Source organism: Saccharomonospora marina XMU15 (assembly GCF_000244955.1).
Lineage (GTDB): Bacteria > Actinomycetota > Actinomycetes > Mycobacteriales > Pseudonocardiaceae > Saccharomonospora_A > Saccharomonospora_A marina.
On the sequence record NZ_CM001439.1, the window covers coordinates 948,912 to 971,871 of the forward strand.

At 70.7% G+C, this 22,960-nt stretch carries 29 protein-coding genes; 18 read left to right on the forward strand and 11 right to left on the reverse strand.

Annotated elements, in window-relative coordinates; translation table 11 throughout:
- Positions 1–66 precede the first annotated feature (66 nt).
- The gene (gene manB, locus SACMADRAFT_RS04485; RefSeq protein ID WP_009152594.1) at positions 67–1,146 is read left to right on the forward strand and encodes a mannose-1-phosphate guanylyltransferase; all 1,080 of its coding nucleotides are present in this window, start codon (positions 67–69) and stop codon (positions 1,144–1,146) included.
- Positions 1,139–2,050 carry a DNA-3-methyladenine glycosylase family protein gene (locus tag SACMADRAFT_RS04490; RefSeq protein ID WP_009152595.1) on the forward strand — a complete coding sequence of 304 codons (912 nt, stop codon included), beginning with the start codon at positions 1,139–1,141 and terminating at the stop codon, positions 2,048–2,050. Before manB ends, SACMADRAFT_RS04490 begins: the two co-directional genes overlap by 8 nt.
- Here SACMADRAFT_RS04490 and SACMADRAFT_RS04495 read toward each other — a convergent pair.
- The gene (locus SACMADRAFT_RS04495; protein WP_009152596.1) at positions 2,035–2,733 is read right to left on the reverse strand and encodes a GntR family transcriptional regulator; all 699 of its coding nucleotides are present in this window, start codon (positions 2,731–2,733) and stop codon (positions 2,035–2,037) included. The two genes, SACMADRAFT_RS04490 and SACMADRAFT_RS04495, sit on opposite strands and share 16 nt — an antisense overlap.
- 241 nt (positions 2,734–2,974) lie before the next feature.
- Here SACMADRAFT_RS04495 and SACMADRAFT_RS04500 point away from each other — a divergent pair, with 241 nt between their 5' ends.
- From SACMADRAFT_RS04500 to SACMADRAFT_RS04510, 3 genes are read left to right on the forward strand one after another with little or no spacing between them, the layout of a single operon-like run.
- Entirely contained in the window at positions 2,975–3,586 is a 612-nt protein-coding gene (locus SACMADRAFT_RS04500; RefSeq protein WP_009152597.1) for a 5-oxoprolinase subunit B family protein, read from the forward strand.
- Positions 3,583–4,464 (forward strand): 5-oxoprolinase subunit C family protein, encoded by an 882-nt coding sequence (locus SACMADRAFT_RS04505; protein WP_009152598.1) that lies wholly within the window; start codon positions 3,583–3,585, stop codon positions 4,462–4,464. The genes SACMADRAFT_RS04500 and SACMADRAFT_RS04505 overlap by 4 nt, the downstream gene beginning before the upstream one ends.
- Positions 4,465–4,471: 7 nt before the next feature.
- Positions 4,472–5,239 (forward strand): putative hydro-lyase, encoded by a 768-nt coding sequence (locus SACMADRAFT_RS04510; protein ID WP_009152599.1) that lies wholly within the window; start codon positions 4,472–4,474, stop codon positions 5,237–5,239.
- A 6-nt stretch (positions 5,240–5,245) separates the two neighbouring features.
- On the opposite strand, the gene SACMADRAFT_RS04515 is transcribed toward SACMADRAFT_RS04510, so the two are convergent.
- From SACMADRAFT_RS04515 to SACMADRAFT_RS04535, 5 genes are all read right to left on the reverse strand, one after another.
- Positions 5,246–5,608, reverse strand: a complete 363-nt coding sequence (locus tag SACMADRAFT_RS04515; protein ID WP_009152600.1) for a GntR family transcriptional regulator — start codon at positions 5,606–5,608, stop codon at positions 5,246–5,248.
- Between the two features lie 124 nt (positions 5,609–5,732).
- Positions 5,733–6,296: an NUDIX hydrolase gene (locus SACMADRAFT_RS04520; protein ID WP_009152601.1), complete on the reverse strand. Its 564-nt coding sequence runs from the start codon at positions 6,294–6,296 to the stop codon at positions 5,733–5,735.
- Positions 6,290–7,627: a coenzyme F420-0:L-glutamate ligase gene (locus SACMADRAFT_RS04525; protein WP_009152602.1), complete on the reverse strand. Its 1,338-nt coding sequence runs from the start codon at positions 7,625–7,627 to the stop codon at positions 6,290–6,292. Before SACMADRAFT_RS04525 ends, SACMADRAFT_RS04520 begins: the two co-directional genes overlap by 7 nt.
- Positions 7,620–8,615, reverse strand: a complete 996-nt coding sequence (gene cofD / locus SACMADRAFT_RS04530) for a 2-phospho-L-lactate transferase (protein WP_009152603.1) — start codon at positions 8,613–8,615, stop codon at positions 7,620–7,622. Before cofD ends, SACMADRAFT_RS04525 begins: the two co-directional genes overlap by 8 nt.
- Positions 8,612–9,394, reverse strand: a complete 783-nt coding sequence (locus SACMADRAFT_RS04535) for a GNAT family N-acetyltransferase (protein ID WP_009152604.1) — start codon at positions 9,392–9,394, stop codon at positions 8,612–8,614. The genes cofD and SACMADRAFT_RS04535 overlap by 4 nt, the downstream gene beginning before the upstream one ends.
- Positions 9,395–9,431: 37 nt before the next feature.
- On the opposite strand from SACMADRAFT_RS04535, the gene SACMADRAFT_RS30260 reads away from it, so the two are divergent.
- From SACMADRAFT_RS30260 to dapC, 3 genes are all read left to right on the forward strand, one after another.
- Positions 9,432–9,608: a hypothetical protein gene (locus SACMADRAFT_RS30260; protein ID WP_009152605.1), complete on the forward strand. Its 177-nt coding sequence runs from the start codon at positions 9,432–9,434 to the stop codon at positions 9,606–9,608.
- 81 nt (positions 9,609–9,689) lie between these two features.
- Complete coding sequence (gene fdxA / locus SACMADRAFT_RS04540; protein WP_009152606.1) at positions 9,690–10,010, forward strand: ferredoxin; 321 nt, start codon at positions 9,690–9,692, stop codon at positions 10,008–10,010.
- Entirely contained in the window at positions 10,007–11,101 is a 1,095-nt protein-coding gene (gene dapC, locus SACMADRAFT_RS04545) for a succinyldiaminopimelate transaminase (RefSeq protein WP_009152607.1), read from the forward strand. Before fdxA ends, dapC begins: the two co-directional genes overlap by 4 nt.
- Positions 11,102–11,113: 12 nt before the next feature.
- Here the strand turns inward: dapC and dapD are convergent, their stop codons facing one another.
- Both dapD and SACMADRAFT_RS04555 read right to left on the reverse strand, forming a co-directional pair.
- Positions 11,114–12,097 (reverse strand): 2,3,4,5-tetrahydropyridine-2,6-dicarboxylate N-succinyltransferase, encoded by a 984-nt coding sequence (gene dapD / locus SACMADRAFT_RS04550; RefSeq protein ID WP_009152608.1) that lies wholly within the window; start codon positions 12,095–12,097, stop codon positions 11,114–11,116.
- 21 nt (positions 12,098–12,118) lie between these two features.
- Complete coding sequence (locus SACMADRAFT_RS04555) at positions 12,119–12,550, reverse strand: hypothetical protein (protein WP_040925542.1); 432 nt, start codon at positions 12,548–12,550, stop codon at positions 12,119–12,121.
- 43 nt (positions 12,551–12,593) lie between these two features.
- Between SACMADRAFT_RS04555 and dapE the strand changes: the two genes are divergently transcribed.
- The 7 genes from dapE to SACMADRAFT_RS04590 are packed head-to-tail and all read left to right on the forward strand — an operon-like array spanning position 12,594 to position 17,336.
- Positions 12,594–13,670: a succinyl-diaminopimelate desuccinylase gene (gene dapE, locus SACMADRAFT_RS04560; RefSeq protein WP_040926091.1), complete on the forward strand. Its 1,077-nt coding sequence runs from the start codon at positions 12,594–12,596 to the stop codon at positions 13,668–13,670.
- Between the two features lie 16 nt (positions 13,671–13,686).
- The gene (locus SACMADRAFT_RS04565; RefSeq protein WP_009152611.1) at positions 13,687–14,469 is read left to right on the forward strand and encodes an LOG family protein; all 783 of its coding nucleotides are present in this window, start codon (positions 13,687–13,689) and stop codon (positions 14,467–14,469) included.
- The gene (locus SACMADRAFT_RS04570) at positions 14,469–15,038 is read left to right on the forward strand and encodes an LOG family protein (RefSeq protein WP_009152612.1); all 570 of its coding nucleotides are present in this window, start codon (positions 14,469–14,471) and stop codon (positions 15,036–15,038) included. The genes SACMADRAFT_RS04565 and SACMADRAFT_RS04570 overlap by 1 nt, the downstream gene beginning before the upstream one ends.
- A gap of 8 nt (positions 15,039–15,046) precedes the next feature.
- Entirely contained in the window at positions 15,047–15,967 is a 921-nt protein-coding gene (locus SACMADRAFT_RS04575) for a glucosyl-3-phosphoglycerate synthase (RefSeq protein WP_009152613.1), read from the forward strand.
- Between the two features lie 27 nt (positions 15,968–15,994).
- Positions 15,995–16,312: a DivIVA domain-containing protein gene (locus SACMADRAFT_RS04580; protein ID WP_040925544.1), complete on the forward strand. Its 318-nt coding sequence runs from the start codon at positions 15,995–15,997 to the stop codon at positions 16,310–16,312.
- The gene (locus SACMADRAFT_RS04585) at positions 16,309–16,761 is read left to right on the forward strand and encodes an SRPBCC family protein (protein ID WP_009152615.1); all 453 of its coding nucleotides are present in this window, start codon (positions 16,309–16,311) and stop codon (positions 16,759–16,761) included. Before SACMADRAFT_RS04580 ends, SACMADRAFT_RS04585 begins: the two co-directional genes overlap by 4 nt.
- On the forward strand, positions 16,758–17,336 hold the full coding sequence (locus tag SACMADRAFT_RS04590) for a DNA-3-methyladenine glycosylase I (RefSeq protein ID WP_009152616.1): 579 nt from the start codon (positions 16,758–16,760) through the stop codon (positions 17,334–17,336). Before SACMADRAFT_RS04585 ends, SACMADRAFT_RS04590 begins: the two co-directional genes overlap by 4 nt.
- A gap of 1 nt (position 17,337) precedes the next feature.
- Here the strand turns inward: SACMADRAFT_RS04590 and SACMADRAFT_RS04595 are convergent, their stop codons facing one another.
- The gene (locus SACMADRAFT_RS04595) at positions 17,338–18,132 is read right to left on the reverse strand and encodes an enoyl-CoA hydratase-related protein (RefSeq protein WP_009152617.1); all 795 of its coding nucleotides are present in this window, start codon (positions 18,130–18,132) and stop codon (positions 17,338–17,340) included.
- 192 nt (positions 18,133–18,324) lie between these two features.
- Between SACMADRAFT_RS04595 and SACMADRAFT_RS04600 the strand changes: the two genes are divergently transcribed.
- Both SACMADRAFT_RS04600 and SACMADRAFT_RS04605 read left to right on the forward strand, forming a co-directional pair.
- Positions 18,325–18,492, forward strand: coding sequence for a DUF3117 domain-containing protein (locus SACMADRAFT_RS04600; protein ID WP_009152618.1), 168 nt, complete (start codon positions 18,325–18,327; stop codon positions 18,490–18,492).
- Between the two features lie 76 nt (positions 18,493–18,568).
- Positions 18,569–20,044 (forward strand): leucyl aminopeptidase, encoded by a 1,476-nt coding sequence (locus SACMADRAFT_RS04605; RefSeq protein ID WP_009152619.1) that lies wholly within the window; start codon positions 18,569–18,571, stop codon positions 20,042–20,044.
- Here the strand turns inward: SACMADRAFT_RS04605 and SACMADRAFT_RS04610 are convergent.
- Positions 20,035–20,967: a LysR family transcriptional regulator gene (locus tag SACMADRAFT_RS04610; protein ID WP_009152620.1), complete on the reverse strand. Its 933-nt coding sequence runs from the start codon at positions 20,965–20,967 to the stop codon at positions 20,035–20,037. The genes SACMADRAFT_RS04605 and SACMADRAFT_RS04610 overlap by 10 nt on opposite strands.
- Before the next feature lie 64 nt (positions 20,968–21,031).
- On the opposite strand from SACMADRAFT_RS04610, the gene SACMADRAFT_RS04615 reads away from it, so the two are divergent.
- Positions 21,032–22,303: an MFS transporter gene (locus SACMADRAFT_RS04615; RefSeq protein WP_009152621.1), complete on the forward strand. Its 1,272-nt coding sequence runs from the start codon at positions 21,032–21,034 to the stop codon at positions 22,301–22,303.
- On the opposite strand, the gene SACMADRAFT_RS04620 is transcribed toward SACMADRAFT_RS04615, so the two are convergent.
- A complete protein-coding gene (locus SACMADRAFT_RS04620; protein WP_009152622.1) occupies positions 22,254–22,907 on the reverse strand; it encodes an O-methyltransferase in 654 nt (217 codons plus the stop codon). The two genes, SACMADRAFT_RS04615 and SACMADRAFT_RS04620, sit on opposite strands and share 50 nt — an antisense overlap.
- Positions 22,908–22,960: the final 53 nt, after the last annotated feature.

The following is a 22,960-nucleotide window of genomic DNA, read 5'->3' on the forward strand; positions in this document are numbered from 1 at the left end:
CGGTGACCGTTAGGCCTTCCCCCGGTTTGTCACCGCCGCCGAGCCAGGAATGGAGGGTTGCACGCGATGACATCCGTTTCCGGAGTTGACGCCGTCGTCCTTGTGGGCGGTAAGGGCACGCGGCTACGCCCGCTGACGCTGTCGGCGCCGAAACCCATGCTGCCCACCGCGGGCGCCCCCTTCCTCTCCCACCTGCTTTCCCGGATCAGCGACGCCGGAATCACGCATGTGGTCCTCGGCACCTCCTACCGCGCGGAGGTCTTTCGGGAGTACTTCGGTGACGGCTCGGCCATGGGTCTCGAACTCGACTACGTCGTCGAGGAGGAACCGCTCGACACCGGCGGAGCGATCCGCAACGTCGCCGACCGGTTGCGTGCCGACGATGCGGTGATCTTCAACGGCGACATCCTCTCCGGTGCCGATCTCGGCGCGTTGGTCGACACCCACCGCGCGGCGGACGCCGACGTGACGCTGCACCTGCAACGGGTCGCCGACCCCAGCCGGTTCGGTTCGGTACCCACCGACCGCGACGGCCGGGTCACGGCGTTTCTTGAGAAGACTCCCGATCCGCCGACGGACCAGATCAACGCGGGCTGCTACGTGTTCCGGCGGCAGACGATCGAGAAGATCCCGACGGGCAGGCGGGTCTCGGTGGAACGGGAGACCTTCCCCGGCCTGCTGGCCGACGGCGCGCGTGTGCAGGGCTACGTCGACACCTCCTACTGGCTGGATGTCGGCACTCCGGAGGCGTTCGTGCGGGGCTCCGCCGACCTTGTGCGCGGGATCGCGCCGACCTCGGCGCTGCCGGGCCCGGTCGGTGATCGGCTGGTACTCGACGGCGCCTCCGTGGCAGTCGACGCCGACATTCGCGAAGGGTCGAGCGTCGGGCCGGGTGCCACGGTGGGCGCGGGTGCCCGCGTTGCGGGTTCGGTGCTGTTCGCCGACGCCCAGGTAGCAGACGGTGCCGTCGTTGAACGCTCCGTGCTGGGTGTGGGCGCTCGGGTCGGTGAGGGCGCCGTGTTGCGAGGAGTGGTGCTCGGTGACGGCGCGGTCGTGGGCTCGGGCTGTGAACTGCTCGACGGCGCCCGCGTGTGGCCGCGAGTCACGCTTGCGGACCGCTCCATCCGGTTCTCCAGTGATGCCTGAACTCACCAGGGAGTACCGGCCCCCGTTCCCGACCGACATCGCGGGCGTACTGGCCCCTTCGCGGCGAGGGCGTGGTGATCCGTGCCTGCGGCACGAGGACAGCGGGCTCACCTGGCTCACCGCGAACACCGTCGCCGGTTCGGCGACCATGGTGCTGCGGCCGCGCACGGACGGCCTCGTGCAGGCACGCGCGTGGGGCGAGGGCGCCGAAGCACTGCTCGACGGGCTTCCGGCGCTGCTCGGCGCCGACGATGACGACACCGGTTTCGTCGCTCACCACGACGCCGTGGCCGTGGCCAGACGGCGATTGCCGTGGCTTCGGCTCGGCTCGACGGGTCGGGTGTGGGACGCGCTGCTACCGGCCGTGCTCGAGCAGAAGGTCACCAGCTACGAGGCACGCCGCTCGTGGCGAGAGCTGTGCCGCCGGTTCGGCGAGCCCGCGCCCGGCCCGGCTCCGCAAGGGATGAGGGTGCCGCCCACACCGCTCGCCGTCCGCTCCATCACCGACTGGGAGTGGCACCGGGCTGGTGTGGACAGCAGTCGCCGCCGCCCGCTGGTCGCCGCCGCCCGCGTGGCTCACCGGCTCGAGGACGCGAGCGAGCTACGGGGCGCCGAGGGCAGGGCGCTGCTACGGCAGGTGCCCGGAATCGGGGTCTGGACCGCCGCGGAGATCGCGCAGCGGGCTTGGGGCGATCCGGACGCGGTCAGCTTCGGAGACTTCCACGTCCCCGCGATCGTCGGCCACGCGTTGCTTGGCAGGGAACTGGACGACGAAGGGATGCATGCCGTACTCGCGCCGTACTTCCCGCAGCGGCAGCGCGCCGTTCGCTACCTGGAGGCGGCCGGGTTCTCCCGTCCCCGGTTCGGCCCGAGACACGCGGTTCGCGACTACCGCGCGATCTGACGGTAGGCGTCCACCAGCTGTTCCTGGGCGGCGTCGAAGTACTCGGCCAGCCTCGCCTCGGCCTCGGTGAGCCGACCCTGCCCGATCAACTCCGTGATGGTGCGGTTGAGTTCGAGGTAGGGCTCGTGGAACTCGCGCGGCCGGGACATGACGTGGAAGGCCAGTCGCAGCTCTGCGAGCAGTTGCCCCATGATCTCGTCCACCCGAGGGCTTCCCGCCAAGCCCGCGATGGCTTGGTGGAAGCGCATGTTCGCGGTACCCACGTCGAGCCAGCGCTGCTCCTTGGAGGCCAGTTCCCCCGCGCTCACCGCCTGGTCGAGCGCGGCCAGCCGGGCCGGGCCCGCGCTGTCCGCGTGGCGCACCGCGCTGGTCTCCAGCATTCGCCGGATGCGGTAGAGGTCCACCACGTCCTCGGCGCTGAGCACCCGGACGAACACCCCGCGGTGGAATTCGTGGACAAGCAGCCGTTCGTGGACCAGTAGCCGAAACGCCTCGCGGAGGGTGTTGCGCGACACCGACAGCGCCCGACCCGCGTTCTCCTCCGACAGCCGCGTTCCGGGTGGCAGCGCGCCCTCGATGATGCGTTGGCGCAGCACGTCGGCCACCCGCTCGGCCGTGCTGGTGCGGTCCAGCAGCGAGCGGTCGCCCGCGAGGAGGTCCACCCACGGGTCTGTGGCAGTCATGCACCCCTCCGATCGGCTGTGGTTCGCAGCTTACATGCGAGTTCGACAAGAGTCTTGCAGGATTGTTCAACAACTCTGTACCGTTTCGTTGTGCACCACATCCAACCGGGAGGTCCCATCGTGGAGCAGGCGAACACGATTCGGATCGTCACGACGGGTGGTGCCCCGCTCGGTTCGGTACACCCGGCCGCAGAGGCGCCGAGCCGCGGCTGAGCCGGATCGCGAGACTGTGGAGTTGGCTATGCGTGTGTTGCCGTGCGCGGATTCGGGACTGCTCGTCGAACTCGACGATCTCGACGAGGTGCGGAGGCTGCATGCGGCGCTGCGGGCAGCGCCGCTACCGGGCGTGCTCGACCTCGTCCCGGCCGCGAGAACGCTGCTGCTGCGGCTGGATCCACTCCGCGCCGATGCGGAGGAGATCGAGCAGGCGGTGCGGCAGGTCCGACCGGCCGAGGCGACCTCGCACGACAGTGAGTCGCTGGTGATCCCGGTGACCTACGACGGCGAGGACCTGGACGCGGTCGCGCGACTGACCGGCCTCACACCCGGGCAGGTCATAGCCGAACACACCGGCGTCGAGTGGACGGTCGCCTTCGGTGGATTCGCACCCGGGTTCGGGTATCTCACCTGCGACTCCAACCGGCTGGAGGTGCCGAGGCGCACGGAATCGCGGACCCGGGTGCCCGCTGGTGCCGTCGGACTCGCCGGTGCCTTCAGCGGCGTCTACCCCCGCGAGTCGCCAGGCGGCTGGCAACTCATCGGGCGTACCGAGTTGGAGATGTGGCGGGTGGACCGGGACCCGCCCGCGTTGCTGCGTCCCGGCGTTCGAGTCAGGTTCCAGGAGGTCACGTGAACGACGGGTTGGAGGTGCTCGAGCCGGGCCTGCTCGCTACGGTCCAGGATCTCGGGCGCCCCGGCCTCGCCGCGATCGGGGTCGGCGTTTCGGGTGCGGCCGACCGCGGCGCACTAAGGCTGGCCAACCGGCTCGCGGGCAACGAGGAGGACGCGGCGGCCGTCGAGGTGACCATGGGTGGCTTCGCCGCGCGGGCCCTGCGCGACCTCACCGTGGTCATCACCGGGGCGACCTGCCCGGTGTCGGTCGACGGCAGGGGAGCGGCGACCAACACGGTGCTGCGGGTGCCGTCGGGTTCGGTGCTGCGGCTGGGTATGACGACCAAGGGGCTGCGCAACTACGTGGCCGTGCGCGGCGGTGTCGCCGTCGAGCCGGTGCTGGGTTCGCGTTCGACCGACGTGCTCGCGGGGCTGGGCCCCGAACCGCTGCGGGCGGGCACGGTACTGCCGGTCGGGCCACCGCCCGGTGACTGGCCGCCCATCGGCTTCGCACCCGTTCGTGAGCCACCCGCCGACGAACTGGTGCTGGGTGTCGTGGCGGGTCCGAGGGACGACTGGTTCGCCGACGAAGCGCTCGCCACCCTGCTGTGCTCGCCGTACGAGGTCACGGCACAGAGCAACCGGGTCGGCATCCGGCTCGACGGGCCGGCCCTGCCGAGAGTGCGGGACGAGGAGTTGCCCAGCGAAGGCATGGTTGCGGGCGCGCTGCAGGTGCCGCCCTCGAGCAGGCCGACACTGTTCCTCACCGACCACCCGGTGACCGGTGGCTACCCGGTGATCGCCGTGGTCGTGGCCGCCGACGTCGACAAGGCGGCGCAGGCCCGTCCGGGGATGCGGCTGCGATTCGCACTGCTGAAGACAAGGTTGAGAAGAAGATGAGGCCGTGATGCTCTCGCCCGCCGAAGCAAGGCAGAAGTTCAGGACGGGCCTTCGGGTACCGACATCCGGTTACTGCCCGGGATGGACGCAGGCCAACCTGCTGAGCCTGCCCCGCGACCACGCCTACGACTTCCTGCTGTTCGCCCAGCGCAACCCGAAGGCGTGCCCGGTGCTCGACGTGACAGAGCCGGGGCAGACCAGCGCCTCCATCTTCGCCGGGGACCTGCGCACCGACCTGCCGGGCTACCGCGTCTACCGGGACGGGCAGCTGGTGGACGAACGCACCGAGGTCACGTCGCTGTGGCGGGACGACCTCGTGTCGTTCCTCATCGGGTGCAGCTTCACCTTCGAGGCGGCGTTGCAGCAGGCGGGGGTGCCGGTGCGGCACATCGACATGGGGACCAACGTGCCGATGTACCGCACGAACCGGGAATGCAGGCCCGCCGGGGCGCTTTCGGGCCCACTCGTGGTGTCGATGCGCCCCGTCGCGGCCGAACTCGTGCCCACGGCGGTGCGGGTGACCTCGCGTTACCCGGCCGTGCACGGCGCTCCCGTCCACGTCGGAGCCCCCGGCCTACTGGGCATCGAGGATCTGGCCTGCCCCGACTTCGGAGACGCAGTGGAGATCCGGCCCGGTGAGGTCCCGGTGTTCTGGGCGTGCGGGGTGACGCCGCAGGCGGCCGTGATGCGTTCCAGACCGCCCTTCGCGATCGCACATGCGCCAGGGCACATGGCGATCACCGACGTGCGCGACTGCGAGTTCCAGGTGCCTTGAGAGCTGTCAGTGCTGCTCTTCGAGTGCGGCGCTGACGATGGCGAGTGCTTCCTTGCCGGACAACCCGAGGCCGCGAGTGGTGGCGGCGTACTGCGCGGCAGCCTCGCGTGCTCGCCGCCTGCTCTCGTCGCCGGAGGAACCCACGAAACTGCCCGCGCGGCCCCTGGTCTCGATGAGTCCGGCCTCCTCCAGTTCCCGGTAGGCCCGCGCGATCGTGTTGGGGGCGATCCCGAGGTCGGCGGCCAGCTGCCGCACCGTGGGCAGTTTGCTGCCCACCGCGAGCGTGCCGTCGTTGATCTGTCTGGCGAGAACGGAGCGGACCTGCTCGTACGGCGGGGTCCTCGCCGCCGGGTCGATCTTGACGATCATCGGTGGACGGCCGTGCCGGTCGCGAGCAGGCCACGAGGCCGCTCCGCTGCGTACGAGATCACCTTCACACTCCCGTTTTGCCGTTCGTGGTGTCAGCCAAGGTGACGCGGCGATCGTCGGCAAGTCAAGCCTGGTCAACGCCGATCGAGCGCCGATCGAGCGCCGCCGCGATCAACTCCGTCAGGTTCTCGGTTCCCTGCGGCAGCGCGTGCACCGGCCACCAGCGGAGGTCGTCGGACTCGTCACTGGCCATCGGCCGCGCTCCCCGCGGAGCCCGCACCACGAACTGCACGTCGAAGTGCCGGGTCGGCACGCCCAGCGAGCACGTGATCGGGTGCACGTCGAGCCGGAGGGGCTCGGGGTCCAGCGTCAGCTCCTCGATGCCGGACTCCTCGCGAGCCTCCCGCAGCGCGGCGGCCGCCAGCGAGGAGTCCTCGGGCTCGCAGTGGCCTCCCAGTTGCAGCCACTTGCCGACCCGGGGATGCAGGGTGAGCAGCACCCGCTCGCCCGGCTCGTCCAACACCACGGCCGAGGCGGTCAGGTGCCCCGGGACGCACGATCGCGCACAGGCGTCCTCCCGCGCCGCGAGGAAGCCGAGGTAGCTTTGCCGCAGCGACTCCTGGGCGGGCTCGTGGGGGCGCCACGCGCGAAGCGTCGCGGTGGCATCGGTGTGTAGCGCGCTCACCATTCGAGCAGACCCTCGTCCGGTTCCCGTGGCTCGCGCGGGTGTCGCGGCCCGGCATGGTGCCCGATGGCGACCGCGCCCAGCGGCTGCCACGACGAGTCCAGTCCCAACGTGGTACGGACCACTTCCGGCGCGAAGATCGTCGAGGAGATCCAGCACGAGCCGAGGCCCTCGGCGGCGAGAGCCACCAGCAGGTTCTGCACCGCCGCCCCGCCCGCGACGGTGAACATCGTGTGCTCACAGGCGTTGCGCCGCTCGTCCGGGTAGTCGTGGGCGCCCTCCGGCACCAGGAACGGCACGATCACCTCGGGTGCCTCGAACAGCACATCGCCCCTGCGCAGCCGCTTGGCGATCTGCTCGTCGGTGAAACCGTCGCCGATCAGGTCGGCCCGCCACGCGTCCCGCATCGCCTCCAGCAACTTGTCCCGCTGCCCACGGTTGCGCAGCCAGCCGAAGCGCACCGGCCGGGTGTGGTGGGGCGCGGGCGCGGTGAGCGCCGCCGCCACAGCTGCGCGCACCAGTTCCGGAGCCACCGGCTCGTCGGTGAACTCCCGCACCGACCGGCGCAGCAGCACCGCCTCGCGACGCCCCTGCGCGATTGCCTCCGCCGTGCCGAGCCGGAACAGGTCCTCCTCCACCGGCCGCACCAGATCGCGGGCCCTGGCGGTGCCGTCGCCCACGGTCAGGCCGCGAACGATCGCGACCGGCGTGCCACCGAGCTTGCCCTTCACCAGGTCCGCGGCGGCCGCCACCTCGTCGGCCACCGCCACCTCGGTGACGGCCAGCTCGTTGCCCTGCCCGTCAACGGCTCCGGCGTAGGAATGCAGCACCCGCAGGCCCGATGACCCGATCGCGAAGTCGGTCTGGCCGAGCCGCCAGGCCCTGCCCATCGTGTCGGTGACGACCACGGCGACCTCGACACCGAGCCGTTCGCGCAACCCGGAGCGCAGCGCCGCCGCCGACGCGTCCGGGTCGGCGGGCAGCAGCGCGATCGCGTCGCCCGCGACGTTGGAGGCGTCCACACCCGAGGCGGCCTGCACGATCCCAAGCGGGTTCTCGGTGATCAGCGTGCGACCCATGCGGGCGATGACCCGCACCGACTCCTCGTCGATCAGCGCGCGCCGGGCGGCGTCGCGTTCCTCGGGGTCGGTCGGCACGGTGACCAGCCTGCCCTCGACCTTCGACACGACCTTGCTGGTGACCACCACGACGTCGCCCGAGCGCAGCCACGGCGCCTGCCGCGCGATGGCGCCCGTCAGGTCGTCGCCCGGCCGGAACTCGGGCAGTCCCTCGACCGCCATGATCTCCAGCCTCGGCGCCGCATGGTCAGTCAACGTCCACTCCAGACAAGTCCAGCGCGGCGAGTGCCATCTTCACCGTCGCGTCGACGCCGGACATCAGCAGCGGAACGGCCCTGACCGCCACTCCCGGCACGTCGACCGACTCGCCCTCGTGTACCAGCCACCCGTCGAGCAGCCCTTCCTCCGACGTGTGCCTCGAGCCGTAGAGCCTGCCGACGGCTTCCGCCGAGGTTTCCAGTCCGATCGCGGTGAGGCACGCGTCGGCCATCCCGCGCAGCGGCCTGCCGCCGATGATCGGGGAGACGCCGACGATCCCGGCCTCGGTCTTGCGCAGCGCCTCCCGCACCCCGGGAACCGACAGCACGGTGCCCACCGAGACGACCGGGTTCGAAGGCGCGAACAGCACGGCGTCGGCCTCGGCGATCGCCTTGAGCACACCGGGAGCCGGAGTGGACTCCTCAGCGCCGACCGCGACGATCGAGTGTGCGCGAAGCGACGCGCGGTAGCGCACCCACCATTCCTGGAAGTGCAGCGCCTTGCGCTGCCCTGGCACGTCCGGGTCGTCCACGACCACGTGGGTCTCCACCCGGTCGTCGGTCATCGGAAGCAGCCTCGCCCCTGGACGCCACCGGTCGCACAGCGCCTCGGTCACCGCCGAGAGCGGGTAACCGGCGCGCAGCATGCGGGTGCGGACCAGGTGTGTGGCGATGTCCTTGTCGCCGAGGGAGAACCAGGTGGGCTCCGCACCGTAGGCCTGGAGTTCGGCCTTGACCGTCCAGGTCTCGTCCGCGTGGCCCCACCCCCGGTCTGGGTCGATCCCGCCGCCGAGGGTGTACATGCACGTGTCCAGGTCCGGGCAGACCCGAAGGCCGTGCATCCACACGTCGTCACCGGTGTTGACGATCGCGGTGACCTGGTGAGGTGACTCGCCCTCGCCGACCGGCGGCAGCCCGAGCGCGGCCTTGACCCCGAGGAGGAAACGCGCCCCGCCGACGCCGCCCACAACAACGACAACCTTCACGGTGCCCGATCCTGCCACGCCCCGGTAGGAACCCAGTAACGGTAACGGTGGTGCTCGCGGAAACCCAGGCGCTGGTACAACGCCAGCGCACCGCCGTTACCCACGGCGACCTGCAGAACGCAGCGAGTAGCACCGTGGTCGTACCCCCACGCCGCGATCCGCCGCATGAGCCCGCCGGCGATACCGCGCCTGCGCAACCGCGGCCGCACCGCCAGCCGCGCGACGTGCAGCAGGTCGCCGACCACGGCGCCGCGTACCGCCGCCACGGTGTCCGCTTCGTGCTCGACCAACCCGAAACCGACGCGGGCACCGCTGGTCAGCACGTGCCGCTGTGCCTGCGTCGGCCGCGGCGAATCCACCGCCAGCTCCCACCAGCCCGCGGTGGGCGCGTCCAACACCCGCATCCGCGAATCGCCCGCCTCGCCGCCTTGCCCGGTCGGCCCCACCAGAACCGATACCTCGCAACCAGCGGCGTGTTCGTGGTAGGGCCGCCACCCCGACCGCCGTAGGTCGGACTCGACCGGATCGCCGTGGATCGCCTGCACCACAGGCTTGAGGTGCTGCGCGTGGGCGAACTCACATACTTCGTCGAGTGCGCTGGTGATCGCGATTCCGGGGTCCGAAACCGCCAGAGCGCTGTTGGCACGGGCGGTGAAGGGAACCCGTTCGGTACCGACCCGATCCGTCGCGGCCCGCAGCCGCCACCCGCCGAGCCTTCGCTCGATCAGCGCCCGCCACGCGTCGGCGCATGCGTGTTCGATGTGCTCGGCCTCGTTCACGACTAGATTGGTATCAAAAGCCCAGTAAGGAGGGCCGATGAGTATCGGGCGCAAGGACGATCGCCACAACGCCGACCTGGTGCGGGAGATCTCCGACAGCTTCGCCAGAGCCGTCGAAGGCGAGTCCGAACCGGCGGACGAGCCCGGCACCGAACCGGCCGAACCCAGGCCACGATTCGTGATTACCGGTGACAAACGCTTCCCTCCCCGTTGAGGGGCCTCGGCTTAGGATGCGTGACGAGACAGCGTAGTGTCCGGCAACCAGTCGGACTGAAACCACCAGCAGGAGAGCGCAGTGACCTATGTGATCGCCGAGCCCTGCGTCGACGTGCTCGACAAGGCGTGCATCGACGAGTGCCCCGTCGACTGCATCTATGAGGGCGAGCGGATGCTCTACATCCACCCCGACGAGTGTGTCGACTGCGGAGCCTGCGAGCCGGTCTGTCCGGTGGAAGCGATCTACTACGAGGACGACGTGCCCGACGAGTGGAGCGCCTACACCAAGGCCAACGTCGACTTCTTCGACGAACTCGGCTCTCCCGGCGGGGCGTCCAAGGTCGGCAAGACGGCTCACGACCCGCAGTGGATCAAGGACCTGCCCCCGCAGGGCGAATGAGCAGCCCTCGGCTGCCCGACTTCCCCTGGGATTCGCTGGCCGAGCAGAGCCGACGCGCGCGGGCTCACCCCGGCGGCATCGTCGACCTGTCCGTGGGGACACCGGTCGACCCGGTGCCCGAACCCGTGCGCGAGGCACTGGCCTCGGTGTCGGACATCCCCGGTTACCCGACCACCCACGGCACGGCCGCGTTGCGATCGGCCGCGGTGGAGGCGCTGGGCCGAAGGCACGGCGTCGAGGGCATCGACCCAGATGCCGTGCTTCCCACGATCGGGTCGAAAGAACTGGTCGCCTGGCTGCCCACACTGCTGGGCGTGAAGCCCGGCTCGATGGTGGTCATCCCCGAACTCGCCTACCCCACCTACGAGGTGGGCGCGCTGCTGGCGGGCGCTTCGGTGCTGCGCTCGGACGGGGTGACCGCCGTCGGCCCCGGAAGGCCCGCGCTGCTGTGGCTGAACTCACCGTCCAATCCGACGGGGCGCGTGCTCGGCCTCGAACACCTGCGAAAGGTCGTGCAGTGGGCACGAGAGCGAGGCACCATCGTCGTCTCCGACGAGTGCTACCTCGCGCTCGGCTGGGAGAGCGAGCCCATCTCGATACTGCATCCCGATGTCCACGATGGACGCATGGACGGCCTGCTCGCCGTCCATTCGCTTTCGAAGTCGGCGAACCTGGCCAGCTACCGCGCGGGGTTCGTCACCGGCGACCCCGTGCTCGTGCGTGACCTGCTGGCCGTGCGAAAGCACGCGGGCATGATCGTGCCGAGGCCGGTGCAGGAGGCCATGACCGTGGCGCTGCGTGACGACACCGCACTGCGCGAGCAGCGGGAACGCTACGCGAACCGGCGCGCGGTGTTGCGCTCCGCGCTGGAGAAGGTGGGATTTCGCGTCGACTACTCCGAGGCGGGCCTGTACCTGTGGGCCACCAGGGACGAGGACGCGCGCGCGAGCGTGGACTGGTTCGCCCGGCACGGCATCCTCGTCGCACCCGGTTCCTTCTACGGCCCGCGTGGCAGCAGGCACGTGCGGGTCGCACTGACGGCCACCGACGAGCGCGTGGAAGCCGCCGCCGCCCGGCTGGCCGAGGCCTAGCGGCGGCCCCGGTCAGTCGTTGGCGTGCAGGGCCGCGTTGAGTTCGACACCCGCGCCCGCGCGGGACACGACCTCGACGGCACCCGTGGTCGAGTTACGACGCAGCAGCGCACCGGAGAGGCCGGACAGTTCCCTGGCCTTCACCGACTTGCCCGCCACGGTGACCTTCGTCCCAGCCGTGATGTAGAGGCCTGCCTCGACGACACAGTCGTCGCCGAGCGAGATGCCGACACCACCGTTGGCCCCGATCAGGCAGCGCTCGCCGATCGAAATCACTTCCTTGCCGCCACCGGAGAGGGTGCCCATGATCGAGGCGCCGCCGCCGATGTCGGTCCCGTCGCCGACCACGACACCGGCCGAGATTCGGCCCTCAACCATCGAGGCACCCAGCGTGCCCGCGTTGAAGTTGACGAATCCCTCGTGCATCACGGTGGTGCCACTCGCGAGGTGAGCGCCGAGGCGCACCCGGTCGGCATCGGCGATCCGCACGCCGGAGGGCACGACGTAGTCCACCATGCGAGGGAACTTGTCGACGCCGTACACCGTCACCGGTCCGCGCGCCCGTAGCCGCATCCTGGCCGCCTCGAAACCCTCAATGGGGCAGGGGCCGTGGTTGGTCCACACGACGTTGGACAGCAGGCCGAACACACCGTCCAGATTCTGCCCGTGCGGGCGGACCAGCCGGTTGGAGAGCAGGTGCAGCCGCAGGTAGACGTCGTGGGCGTCGGCGGGGGGCTGCGAAAGCGAGGCGATCGAGGTGCGCACGGCCACCACCTCGACCCCACGGTCGCCGTCGGGGCCGAGCAGCGCCGAGACCGAATCCCCGAGCAGCTCCTCGGCCTGTGCCTCGGTCAGTCGCTCGGTGCCGCCCGATGCCGCGGCCGTCAGCTTCGGGTGCGGGAACCAGGTGTCGAGGACGGTCCCGTCGCCGGTCACGGTCGCAAGGCCGACGCCGGTCGCGCCGGTCGTATCTGGGTTGGGGGTCTGCTCGCTCACGGCCGTTACGGTAACCGTTGCTCAGCTCGGCTGTGTCGTCACGTCCGGCAGCGCTGACACCTCTCGCCGCACCGCCTCCAGCGCGGTCGCGATGTCGGTGAGCGCGGTCGAGCACGGCCGGCCGCCACCCTGGGCGCAGCCGTTGTCGCGGTAGGCGGCGATGCCCGAGGCGAGTTCGTCGGCCGCTCGGTTGAGCTCGCCGCCCGCCGCGTCGACGAAGCGCCGCGCCGTTTCCGGGACGCTGGCCACTTGGGTCACGTATTTCTCGCAGTCGGGCGCTGGCACCGACTCCGGGGACCGGAAGCACTCATCGGCGCTCAGCGCGTTCAGTTTGACCGTGAGCGCACCCGGGCCAGGGTCCTGCGGCTGCTGCTCGGGCATGGGGCCTGCCTCGCGGGAACACCCCGCGATCGTCAGCAACACCGCGACAACGGCGGCCGCGGCAACTGTCATGCGCACGGCAACACCGTACGCACCCTCGCGCTACGGTTCGGACATGCCCTCACTCGACTTGCGTGCCGACCCCGTGGATCTCACCGAGGCGCTGGTGAACATCGCCAGCGTCTCCGGAACCGAGGCCGAGATCGCCGACGCGGTGGAGGTGGCGTTGCGTGCGCAGGCGCCGCACCTGCAGGTGGTGCGCCACGGCGATGCCGTGCTGGCGAGGACGTCGCTGGGCAGGCCGAGCCGCGTGGTGCTCGCAGGACACCTCGACACGGTGCCGGTCAACGACAACCTGCCGCTGACACGCACCGGCTCCGGCGTGGAGCAGCTGCTGCACGGGTTGGGCACGGTGGACATGAAGGGCGGCGACGCGGTGCTGCTGCACCTGGCGGCGACGCTCACCGAGCCGAGGCACGACCTGACGTTCGTCTTCTACGACTGTGAGGAGGTCGAGGCCGACCGCAACGGCCTCGGCCGCATCGAGCGCGAGCTGCCACAGTGGCTGCGGGGTGACCTCGCCGTGGTCGGCGAGCCGTCCAACGGTGTGATCGAGGCGGGGTGCCAGGGCACCATGCGGGTCGAGTTGCGGACCGAGGGCAGCCGGGCACACACCGCACGGGCTTGGATGGGTGTCAACGCCATCCACACCCTCGCCGAGCCGCTACGCAGGCTCGCCGACTACCGGCCGCGCGAGGTGGAGATCGACGGGCTCACCTACCGCGAGGGGCTGCAGGCGGTGCGGGTGTCCGGCGGGGTGTCGGGCAACGTGGTGCCCGACAGCGCCGTGCTGGTTGTGAACCACCGCTTCGCCCCCGATCGCGGCGTCGAGCAGGCACGCGCACACCTCGCGGAGGTGTTCGACGGCTTCGAGCTGACCGTGGTCGACAGTTCGGCCGGGGCACTGCCGGGGCTGTCCGCTCCCGCCGCCGCCGAACTCGTCGCCGCTGCGGGCGGAAGGGTGGCGCCGAAACTGGGCTGGACCGACGTGGCGCGGTTCGCGGCGCTCGGCATGCCCGCCGTGAATTTCGGGCCCGGTGACCCGACCCTGGCTCACACCAGGCAGGAACACGTCGCCGCGTGCGAGATCTCCTCGGTGTTCGAGGTGCTGAGGTCGTTCCTGTCGGCATGACTCTACGCTTGGCGCTGTGAGCGAGGCGACGCGTGATGTCCGAGGCGACAACGAACACCCACCCGAGCGCCACCGGGGTCCTGTCGTGCTGCGCAGGGGGCGGCAGGCTGAGGACACCACCACGGATCAACGCCTGCTCGACTCGAGGGGCCCCAGCGACTGGGTGCACACCGACCCGTGGCGGGTGCTGCGGATACAGGCGGAGTTCGTCGAGGGGTTCGGCGCGCTGGCCGAGGTGCCGAGGGCGGTCACGGTGTTCGGCTCCGCGCGCACACCGCGTGACCACCCGGAGTACCAGCTGGGCCGCGACATCGGTGGCGCGCTCGCCAATGCCGGCTTCGCCGCCATCACCGGCGGCGGACCCGGCTCGATGGAGGCGGTGAACCGGGGCGCGTCGGAAGCGGGCGGGCTGTCCATCGGCCTCGGTATCGAGCTGCCGTTCGAGCAGGGGCTCAACCCGTGGGTCGACCTCGGCGTGAACTTCCGCTACTTCTTCACACGCAAGACCATGTTCGTCAAGTACGCGCAGGCCTTCATCTGCCTGCCGGGCGGTTTCGGCACGCTTGACGAGCTGTTCGAGGCGCTCACGCTGGTGCAGACCAAGAAGGTGACGAAGTTCCCCGTGGTGCTGTTCGGCTCGGCCTACTGGGGCGGGCTCTACGACTGGGTGCGCGGAACGGTGCTGTCGGAGGGGAAGATCGGCGACCGGGACGCGGCCTTGCTGCACGTCACCGACGACATCGACGACGCGGTCGGCGTGGTGCTCGAGGCGTACAAGGCCTGGGAGGACACGCACTAGTGGATCGACTCTGTGTCTTCTGCGGCTCCTCGAAAGGCGCCGATCCCGGTTACGCCGACGACGCCGCCGCGCTCGGCAGGCTGCTGGCGCAGCGCGGCATCGGCGTCGTCTACGGCGGCGGCCAGGTAGGGCTCATGGGGGTGGTCGCCGACGCCACACTCGCCGCGGGTGGTGAGGTGATCGGTGTGATCCCCAAGCACCTGATGCGGGAGGAGATCGCACACGCCGGGCTCACCCAGCTACACGTCGTGGAGGACATGCACGAGCGCAAGGCGATGATGGCTGCGCTTTCGGACGGTTTCGTGGCGCTGCCGGGCGGCGCGGGCACGCTCGAGGAACTGTTCGAGGTGTGGACCTGGGCTCAGCTCGGGCTGCACGCCAAGCCCGTCGGCCTGCTCGACGTGCGCGGCTACTACCGCGAGCTGCGCGGTTTCATCCAGCACATGGTCGACGAGGGGTTCCTGAACCGGGCAAGCCGAAAGCTGCTGACCATCGAAACCGACGCCGTCGCGCTGCTGGACGCCTTCGCCCGCCACGATGCCCGGCCGGTCGACAAGTGGGCGGACTGAGTCGCCGCGTGAACGAGCAGTGGTTCGCCAGGCGCACCTGGCAGTCGCCTGCGTGGACGCCCGAGGAGTTGTCGCGCGCGAAGGGGCGGCGCACCGTGTCGGTCGTGCTGCCCGCGCTGAACGAGGAGGCGACCGTCGGTGACGTGGTGGCGTCGGTGCGCCCGCTGCTGGGGTCGCTCGTCGACGAACTGGTGGTGATCGACTCGGGGTCCACCGACGGCACCGCGGCCGCCGCGGCGCAAGCCGGTGCGAGGGTGGTCGACCGCGAGGACGTGCTGCAGGACTGGAAGCCGCTGCCGGGTAAGGGTGAGGTGCTGTGGCGCTCACTGGCCGCCACCTCGGGTGAACTGGTCGTCTTCTTGGACTCCGACCTGGTCGAGCCCGATCCCGAGTTCGTGCCGTCGCTGCTGGGCCCGCTGCTGTGCGCGCCCGGCGTCGAGCTGGTCAAGGGCTTCTACCGCAGGCCGCTTCGGCTGGAGACCGACGAGTTCGGTACCGGCGGTGGCCGGGTCACCGAACTGCTGGCCCGGCCGCTGCTGGCCGCGCTGCGGCCGTCGCTTTCCTGGCTGGTGCAGCCGCTGGGCGGCGAGTACGCGGCCACGAGGCGGCTGCTGGAATCGGTTCCGTTCGCCACGGGCTACGGTGTGGAGATCGGGTTGCTGCTCGATGCCGAGGCGCGGTACGGGCTGGACGCACTCGCACAGGTGAACCTCGGCGTGCGCAAGCACCGCAACCGCTCGTTGCAGCAACTGGGCGTGATGGCACGGCAGATTCTGAGCACCGCGCTCGACAGGTGCGGTGTCGCCGAACCAGGTGCCGAGGAACTGACCCAGTTCGTGCAGGTCGCGGGCCAGTGGGTGGCGGATGTCAAGCAGGTGCCCGTACTCGACCGGCCTCCGATGCGCGAGGTGCTGGCGACGCACACGTGAGGCGGCGGGGTATGTCACGATCGTGCTGTGACCACCGCGCTCATGTACCTGTTGGTGATGCTGCTTGTGGCGGCCGTGGTGTTCCTGGTCGCGGCCGTCGTGTTCGGCCGTGGCGAGGAACTCGCTCCGCTGGCGCCGGGCAGCTCGCCGACGCGGCTGCCCGCGCAGGACATCACCGGCGACGACATCCGGAGCGTGAAGTTCCAGCTGGTGCTGCGCGGCTACAAGATGGCCGAGGTCGACTGGGTGCTCAACCGGCTGGGTGTCGAACTCGACGACCTGCGGGCGAAGGTCGCCGAGCTGGAGGCCGAGCTGGCCGAACGGAGCCGAGGTGCCGCGCGATGAGTGACCTCGTCGCCTCGGTGGAGGTCGCCGCGCCCGCGGGCACGACCTGGCTGGCGCTGACCGACTGGAACCAGCAGGGCCGGTGGATGCTTGGCACCGAGGTGCGCGTGGTGTCCGGTAACGGCCGCAGTGTCGGCTCCCGCATCGAGGCGTTCACGGCGGTGGCGGGCATCGGGGTGAAGGACCAGATGGAGATCACCAGCTGGGAGCCGCCGGTTCGCTGCACGATGCGGCACCTCGGGTCGGTTGTGCGCGGCACGGGCGCCTTCCACGTGCAGGCCAAGGGTCCGCAGCGATCGGTGTTCATCTGGTCGGAGCACCTGACGCCGCCGTTCGGCATCCTCGGCAGGCTCGGCTGGCCGGTGGTGCGACCTGTGTTCGCTCTCGGCCTGCGGCACTCGATGCGCAACTTCGCCCGCTTCGCCGAGTCCTACGTGGTGGGCGAGTGAACCCCGAACTGCTCGGCTCCGACGGGATGGCCCGCTGCGCCTGGGGCAACTCGGCACCCGACTACGCCGCCTACCACGACACGGAATGGGGAGTGGCGCTGCGTGGACAACGCCAGCTGTTCGAACGGCTGTCACTGGAGGCGTTCCAGTCGGGGCTTTCCTGGTTGACGATCCTGCGCAAGCGCGAGGGCTTCCGAAGCGCCTTCGCCGGTTTCGACCCCGAGCGCGTCGCCGCCTTCACCGACGACGACGTCGATCGGCTGCTCGCGGATGCCTCCATCGTGCGCAACCGGGCGAAGATCCGGGCCACCGTCAACAACGCAAGAGCGGTACTCGCCCTGGACGCCCCGCTGGACGAACTGCTGTGGTCGTTCGCGCCGGACTCCGGGACGCGGCAGCGGCCACGCTCGATGGCCGAAGTGCCTGCCACGACCCCGGAGTCGAAGGCGATGGCGCGGGAGTTGAAGAAGCGCGGTTTCGCCTTCGTCGGGCCCACCACGTGTTACGCGATGATGCAGGCCGTCGGCATGGTGGACGACCATGTCGAGGGCTGCTTCCGCGCTGCTGCCCGCTGAGCTAGCTGCCCGTGAAGTTGGGCGGGCGCTTGTCCACGAACGCGGCCACCGCCTCGGCGTGGTCGGCGGTGGCGCCAAGCCTCGCCTGGCCCGCGTCCTCCGCCGCCAGTGCCTCGTCGAGCGTGCTGCGTGCCGCCGCCGCCATCGTGGACTTGATCGAGGAGTACGCCGCCGTCGGACCCACCGCCAGCCCGGCGGCCAGCTCGTGCGCCCGCGCGGCGAGGTCCTCGTCGGCCACCACCTCGCTGACCAGCCCGATACGCAGCGCCTCCTCGCTTTCCACTGTCCGGGCCAGCAGCATCAGCTCGAGCGCGCGGCCGTACCCGATGAGCCGTTGCAGCGTCCATGACGCACCCGAGTCCGGTCCCAGACCGACCTTGGCGAAGGCCATCATGAAGTTCGCCGAGCTCGCCGCTATGCGCAGGTCGGCGGCGTAGGCGAGCGCGGCACCCGCCCCGGCCGCGGGCCCGTTGACGGCGGCGATCACCGGCTTGGGCATGTCCACGATCGTTTTGACGATCGGGTTGTAGTGCTCCGACACCGTGCGCAGCGGCGAGTCGTCACCGGCGCGCAGCTTGCCGATGTGCTCCTTGAGGTCCTGTCCCGCGCAGAACGCCTTGCCCGCTCCGGTGAGCACCAGTGCCCTGACTTCGTCCTCGCTCGCCGCCTGCCGCAGCTCCCGCAGCAGCGACTCCTTCAGTTCGACGGTGAGTGAGTTGTACGCCTTCGGCCGGTTGAGCGTCAGCGTGCGCACTCCGCCTGCGTCCTCGCGCCGCAGCACGTCCTCTGTGGTCACTGGTAAAACCCTTCGTCGTAGGCGTTGCCCCGAGAGTCTGACAGGCCAGTGAGCCGCATACCAGCGGCGATGTGCCGACGCTAAGATCGGTCCGCGTTCGCGGCCGACTGCCGATGGGGGACAATGGTCAAAGACCCGGTTGCTTTGGCGAGCGCGACCCGGGCGCGCTGGTTCAGACGGAGGGAGCACGCTATGGCGGCCATGAAGCCCCGGACCGGAGATGGTCCCCTTGAGGTGACTAAGGAGGGGCGGGGCCTCGTGATGCGCGTACCACTCGAGGGTGGTGGGCGACTCGTCGTCGAGCTGTCGGCCGAGGAGGCCAAGGATCTCGGTGCGGCCCTTCAGGAGGCCACCAGCTGACCCTTCCCTATTGACCGCCCGCCAGCGTTGACCTCGTTTCCGGCTGGCTCCACCTGACTGTGCCTGGAGGCCGTCGATGGCGCGCTCCCCGCTGCCCTCCATCCCCACCCGCCTTACCGACGTGGAGGTGGTAGGTGCCGCCCGCCGTGGGATCGCTTTCGCGGTGGTGGTGCCTTCCGGGGCCGACACCGAGTACACCGAGGTCATGGACCGCCTGCGGGCCACGGGCAAGGCCGCGGAGGTAAGCCTGCTACCCGGTCCCGACGGGCCGCGGTGGCTCGTCGGCGTCGGGGACGGCACCGCGAGGGACTACCGCGCGGCAGGCGCCGCGTTCGTCCGCGCGGCGGCGGCCGACGCGGGCGAGGGCGGCGACGCGGCGGGCAGGCGAGGCTCGATCACGGTGCAGGTCGAGCTACCGGCGCAGGCGGGTCCCGACCACTACGGCCAGTTCGCCACCGGCGTGCTGCTCGGCGGCTACCGGTACCGGGTGAGCATGCAAGACGGCGCGGCAGGCGTGCGCAAGGTGCGGCTGGTGGCGCCGACGGCGGACGCCGCGCAGCCGTACGCGGATGCGGTGAGCAGGGCGTGCGAGCTTGCGCGGGCGACCGCGCTCGCCCGCGACCTCGCCAACACTCCTTCCAACGTCAAGAATCCGGCCTGGCTCGCCAACACGGCCCAGCGGCTCACCGCCGACCTGCCCGGCCTCACCGTCACCGTGCGCGACGAGCGGTGGCTGGCAGAGCACGGGTTCGGCGGGACCCTCGCCGTCGGCGGTGGTTCAGCGAGCCCACCGCGGCTGATCGAAGCCGTGTACCGGCCTCGCGGTGTGAGGGCACATCTGCTGTTCGTCGGCAAGGGCATCACCTTCGACACCGGTGGTATCTCGGTGAAGCCCGCCGAAGGCATGCACGTCATGCGTACCGACATGTCCGGCGGCGGTGCCGTGCTGGCGGCGATGCGTGCCATCGCGGCACTGCGGCTGAAGGTGCGCGTCACCGCGCTGGTTCCCGCCGCGGAGAACCTCATTTCCGGCTCGGCTTACCGGCCCGGTGACGTCGTGCGGCACTACGGCGGCCGCACAACCGAGGTGACCAACACCGACGCGGAGGGCAGGATGGTGCTCGCCGACGCGCTCGCCTACGGCACCTCGCGCTTCTCCCCGGACCTCGTCGTGGACGTCGCCACGTTGACCGGCGCGATGAAGATCGCGCTCGGGCTGCGGACCGGGGGACTGTTCTCCGGCGACGACGACCTGGCGCAGCGACTGCGGGCAGCGGGCGAGCGGGTAGGGGAGGCGTGGTGGCGGATGCCACTGCCCGACGACCACGCACGTGACGTGCGAAGCGACATCGCCGACGTGCGGCAGGTGCCACCCGGCCCAGGCGGCATCGTGGCGGCGCTGTTCCTGCGGGAGTTCGCGGGCGGGTTGCCGTGGGCTCACCTGGATATCGCGGGCCCCGCACGCTCGGACAGGAACTACGACGAGGTGGTGCCGGGCGGCACCGGATTCGCCGCGCGCACCCTCGTCGAACTGGCTGCCTCCTACGCCTGAACCCTCTGGACCGCCTGAACCGCCGTGCCGAGCACGAAGTCGCGGAACACGGCGACAGCCGGCGGCAACGGCGGCCAGTCAGGCCAGACCAGCCCGAGCGTGCGCGTCACCGGAGGGTCGAGTTGCAGTTCGGTGACCCCGGAAGGGGAGCCGGGCTGGAACTTCGGCAGCAGCGCGATACCCAGCCCTGCCGCGACCAGGCCGCGCACGGTGTCGGACTCCTGACCCTCGAACGCGACGTCGGGCAGGAACCCGGCGCCCGCGCACAGGTCGTCGGTGATCTGGCGCAGCCCGTAGCCGTGTTCCAGCATTACGAAGGCCTCGTGTCGCAGCTCGGTGATCCGCACGCGACCGCGCGCCGCGAGCCGGTGCCCGTCGGGCACGGAAACGAACAGTTCCTGCTCGGCCAGCGGTGCGGAGTCCAGGCCGGGTTCGGCCGGTGGTGGCGCGATCAGAGCCAGATCGACGCTGCCTCCGCGAAGTCGATTCACCACGTCCTGCCGTGAGCCCTGCACCAGGCTGAACCGCACACGCGGGTGACTCGCCCTGAAGTCGGCGAGCAGTGAGGGCACGAGCGAGCGGCCGAGCAGGTGCAGGAAACCCAGCACCACGTGCCCGCGTTCGGGATCGATCTCCTCGCTCGCCCTGCGCACCCCGTCGCCGAGCAGGTCGACGGCGCGCTCGGCGGCGTCGGCGAGCAGCCGGCCTGCCCGGGTGAGGCGCACACCCCTGCCCTGCGGCACGGTCAGCGGGGCCCCGAGTGCCTGACCCAGCGCGGCGATACGCCTGCTGGCGGTCGGCTGCGGGATACCAAGTTCTGCGGCCGCTCGGGTGACGTTGCCGGTGAGCTTCAGCACCCGCAACAGCGCCGCGTTGCCTGCCAGTGCCGTCGTGAGCGGCGCGTTCGAGGAATCATTCACCATGTAATCGATTGTGCAGCTGTCGCGTATTAGACGTATTGATTGGCCGGCTCTAGCGTCCACTGCCGTGGCTGAAACCCCACCACGGCAGCCGGTCTCTCGCCGGGTCACCATCGCGGTCGCTGCCGCGGGGATCTGTTCGTTCGCCCTGCTCTACGCTCCGCAGCCGCTGCTGCCGGGGCTGGCGGAAGCGTTCGCGCTCGGCCCCGCGAGTGCCTCTCTCGTGGTCAGCGTCGCGACGGGTGCTCTCGCTGTGGCGGTGGTGCCGATCGGCGTGCTGTCGGAGTTCGTCGGTCGGCGAAGGGTGATTCTCGCCTCGACGTTGTGTTCGGCGCTGCTCGGCCTCGCGCTGCCGCTGGCCGGCTCCTACGAGGTGCTGCTCGTGCTCAGGGCGTTGCAGGGTGTGGCGATCGCGGGCTTCCCCGGTGTCGCCGCCGCCTACCTCGTCGAACTGCTCGGTGGCGCCGGTGTCAGCGCCGCGGTCGGGGCCATGATCGCCGGGAACACCGTCGGCGGCATGCTCGGCAGGCTGGCCGGTGGTGTCACGTCAGGGGTGTTCGGCTGGCGTGGCGCGCTGGCTCTCGTCGCCGCGCTGTCGCTGCTTTGCGCACTCCTCACCGCTGTCACGCTGCCCCGAGGGGGCCACGGCGGCGAGCGGTTGGGGTCAGGTTCGCCGAGGCAGCTGCGGGCCAGGGCGCGCGGGGTGTTCGCGGGCATGGCCTCGGCGCTTCACAGGCCGTTGCTGCTGGCGCAGTACGCGGTGGCGTTGCTGGCGATGGGCTCGTTCGTGGCTCTGTACAACGCCGCCGGGTTCCGGCTCACCAGCGAACCGCTCTCGCTGACACCCGCGCTCGCGTCGCTGGTGTTCCTCGCCTACGCCATGGGTGCGGTGTCGTCGGCGACCGTGGGCCGAGTCGTGGCCCGATTCGGCCGCCGCCGGTGCCTGCTGATCGCGTTGCTGGTCACGGCATTGGGCGCCGCTTTCACCGTCGCCGATTCGCTGCCGCTCGTCGTGGCCGGTTTCGTGGTGCTCACCGGCGGCTTCTTCGCCGCCCACGCCGTCGCCAACGGCTGGGCCGCCGCCGAAGCACCCGAGCGGGCGCGCGGGCCGGCGGCCAGCCTGTACACGCTGGCCTACTACCTGGGCAGCAGCCTCGGCGGCACCGCGGGAACCGCCGTATACGGCGAAGCAGGTTGGGCCTGGCTGGTCGCCGGTGTAGCACTGTGGCTGGGGTCGGCCGCGCTCGCCGTCCAGCTGGCCTGCCGGGGGCGACCGGATGGCGTGCCGGTCACGAACCCGCGACGGCAGCGGCCAGCAGACCGCTGCCAAGCGGAATGAACACCGGCAGCAGCCGCTCGTCCTCCCGCAACGCGCGAGCCACCTCCCGCAGCGCCAGCAGTTCCGGGTCGCGCCGGGCGTGGTCACCGACCCTGCCGCCTGCCAGCATGTTGTGGAACACGATCACGCCGCCCGGCCGCAGCAACTCGACCCCCACCTCGAAGTAGCCCGGGTACTCCAGCCTGGCGGCGTCGGCGAACACCAGGTCGTAGCCACCGGAGGTCAACCGGGGCAGCACGTCGAGCGCGCGGCCCATGATGAGCCGCATCCGTCCTGCCGCGAACCCGGCGTCGAGGAAAGTCCTGCGGGCGTAGCGGTGAAACTCCGGCTCCAGATCGATCGAGGTGAGCACGCCGTCGGAAGCCATGCCCCGCAGCAGGCACAACCCACTGACCCCGGCGCCCGTCCCGATCTCCACGACCGCCCGCGCCTGCAAAGTGGCGGCGAGGAAACTGAGCGCGGCGCCCACTCCGCACGACACCGGAGGGCAACCCAGTTCACCCGCACGCATCCTCGCCGCTGCCAAGACGTCGTCATCGGGGACGTAGCTCTCGACGAAGTCGCCGAGGTCAACCAGGCCGGTGACGTGCGTCTCGGAGTTCACGCGCTGAGGTTAGCGTGGTCAGGTACCCCAAAGGGGCAACCACGCTCGCTCGC

Coding starts and splice junctions, on each gene's coding strand:
- SACMADRAFT_RS04610 (WP_009152620.1), bottom strand. CDS start 20,967: ATGGTGAATGATTCCTCGAACGCGCCGCTCACGACGGCACTGGCAGGC.
- SACMADRAFT_RS30260 (WP_009152605.1), top strand. CDS start 9,432: ATGAGTATCGGGCGCAAGGACGATCGCCACAACGCCGACCTGGTGCGG.
- SACMADRAFT_RS04500 (WP_009152597.1), top strand. CDS start 2,975: ATGCGTGTGTTGCCGTGCGCGGATTCGGGACTGCTCGTCGAACTCGAC.
- SACMADRAFT_RS04510 (WP_009152599.1), top strand. CDS start 4,472: ATGCTCTCGCCCGCCGAAGCAAGGCAGAAGTTCAGGACGGGCCTTCGG.
- SACMADRAFT_RS04605 (WP_009152619.1), top strand. CDS start 18,569: ATGGCGCGCTCCCCGCTGCCCTCCATCCCCACCCGCCTTACCGACGTG.
- dapC (WP_009152607.1), top strand. CDS start 10,007: ATGAGCAGCCCTCGGCTGCCCGACTTCCCCTGGGATTCGCTGGCCGAG.
- SACMADRAFT_RS04495 (WP_009152596.1), bottom strand. CDS start 2,733: ATGACTGCCACAGACCCGTGGGTGGACCTCCTCGCGGGCGACCGCTCG.
- SACMADRAFT_RS04585 (WP_009152615.1), top strand. CDS start 16,309: ATGAGTGACCTCGTCGCCTCGGTGGAGGTCGCCGCGCCCGCGGGCACG.
- SACMADRAFT_RS04520 (WP_009152601.1), bottom strand. CDS start 6,296: ATGGTGAGCGCGCTACACACCGATGCCACCGCGACGCTTCGCGCGTGG.
- SACMADRAFT_RS04600 (WP_009152618.1), top strand. CDS start 18,325: ATGGCGGCCATGAAGCCCCGGACCGGAGATGGTCCCCTTGAGGTGACT.
- dapE (WP_040926091.1), top strand. CDS start 12,594: ATGCCCTCACTCGACTTGCGTGCCGACCCCGTGGATCTCACCGAGGCG.
- SACMADRAFT_RS04555 (WP_040925542.1), bottom strand. CDS start 12,550: ATGACAGTTGCCGCGGCCGCCGTTGTCGCGGTGTTGCTGACGATCGCG.
- manB (WP_009152594.1), top strand. CDS start 67: ATGACATCCGTTTCCGGAGTTGACGCCGTCGTCCTTGTGGGCGGTAAG.
- SACMADRAFT_RS04515 (WP_009152600.1), bottom strand. CDS start 5,608: ATGATCGTCAAGATCGACCCGGCGGCGAGGACCCCGCCGTACGAGCAG.
- SACMADRAFT_RS04490 (WP_009152595.1), top strand. CDS start 1,139: ATGCCTGAACTCACCAGGGAGTACCGGCCCCCGTTCCCGACCGACATC.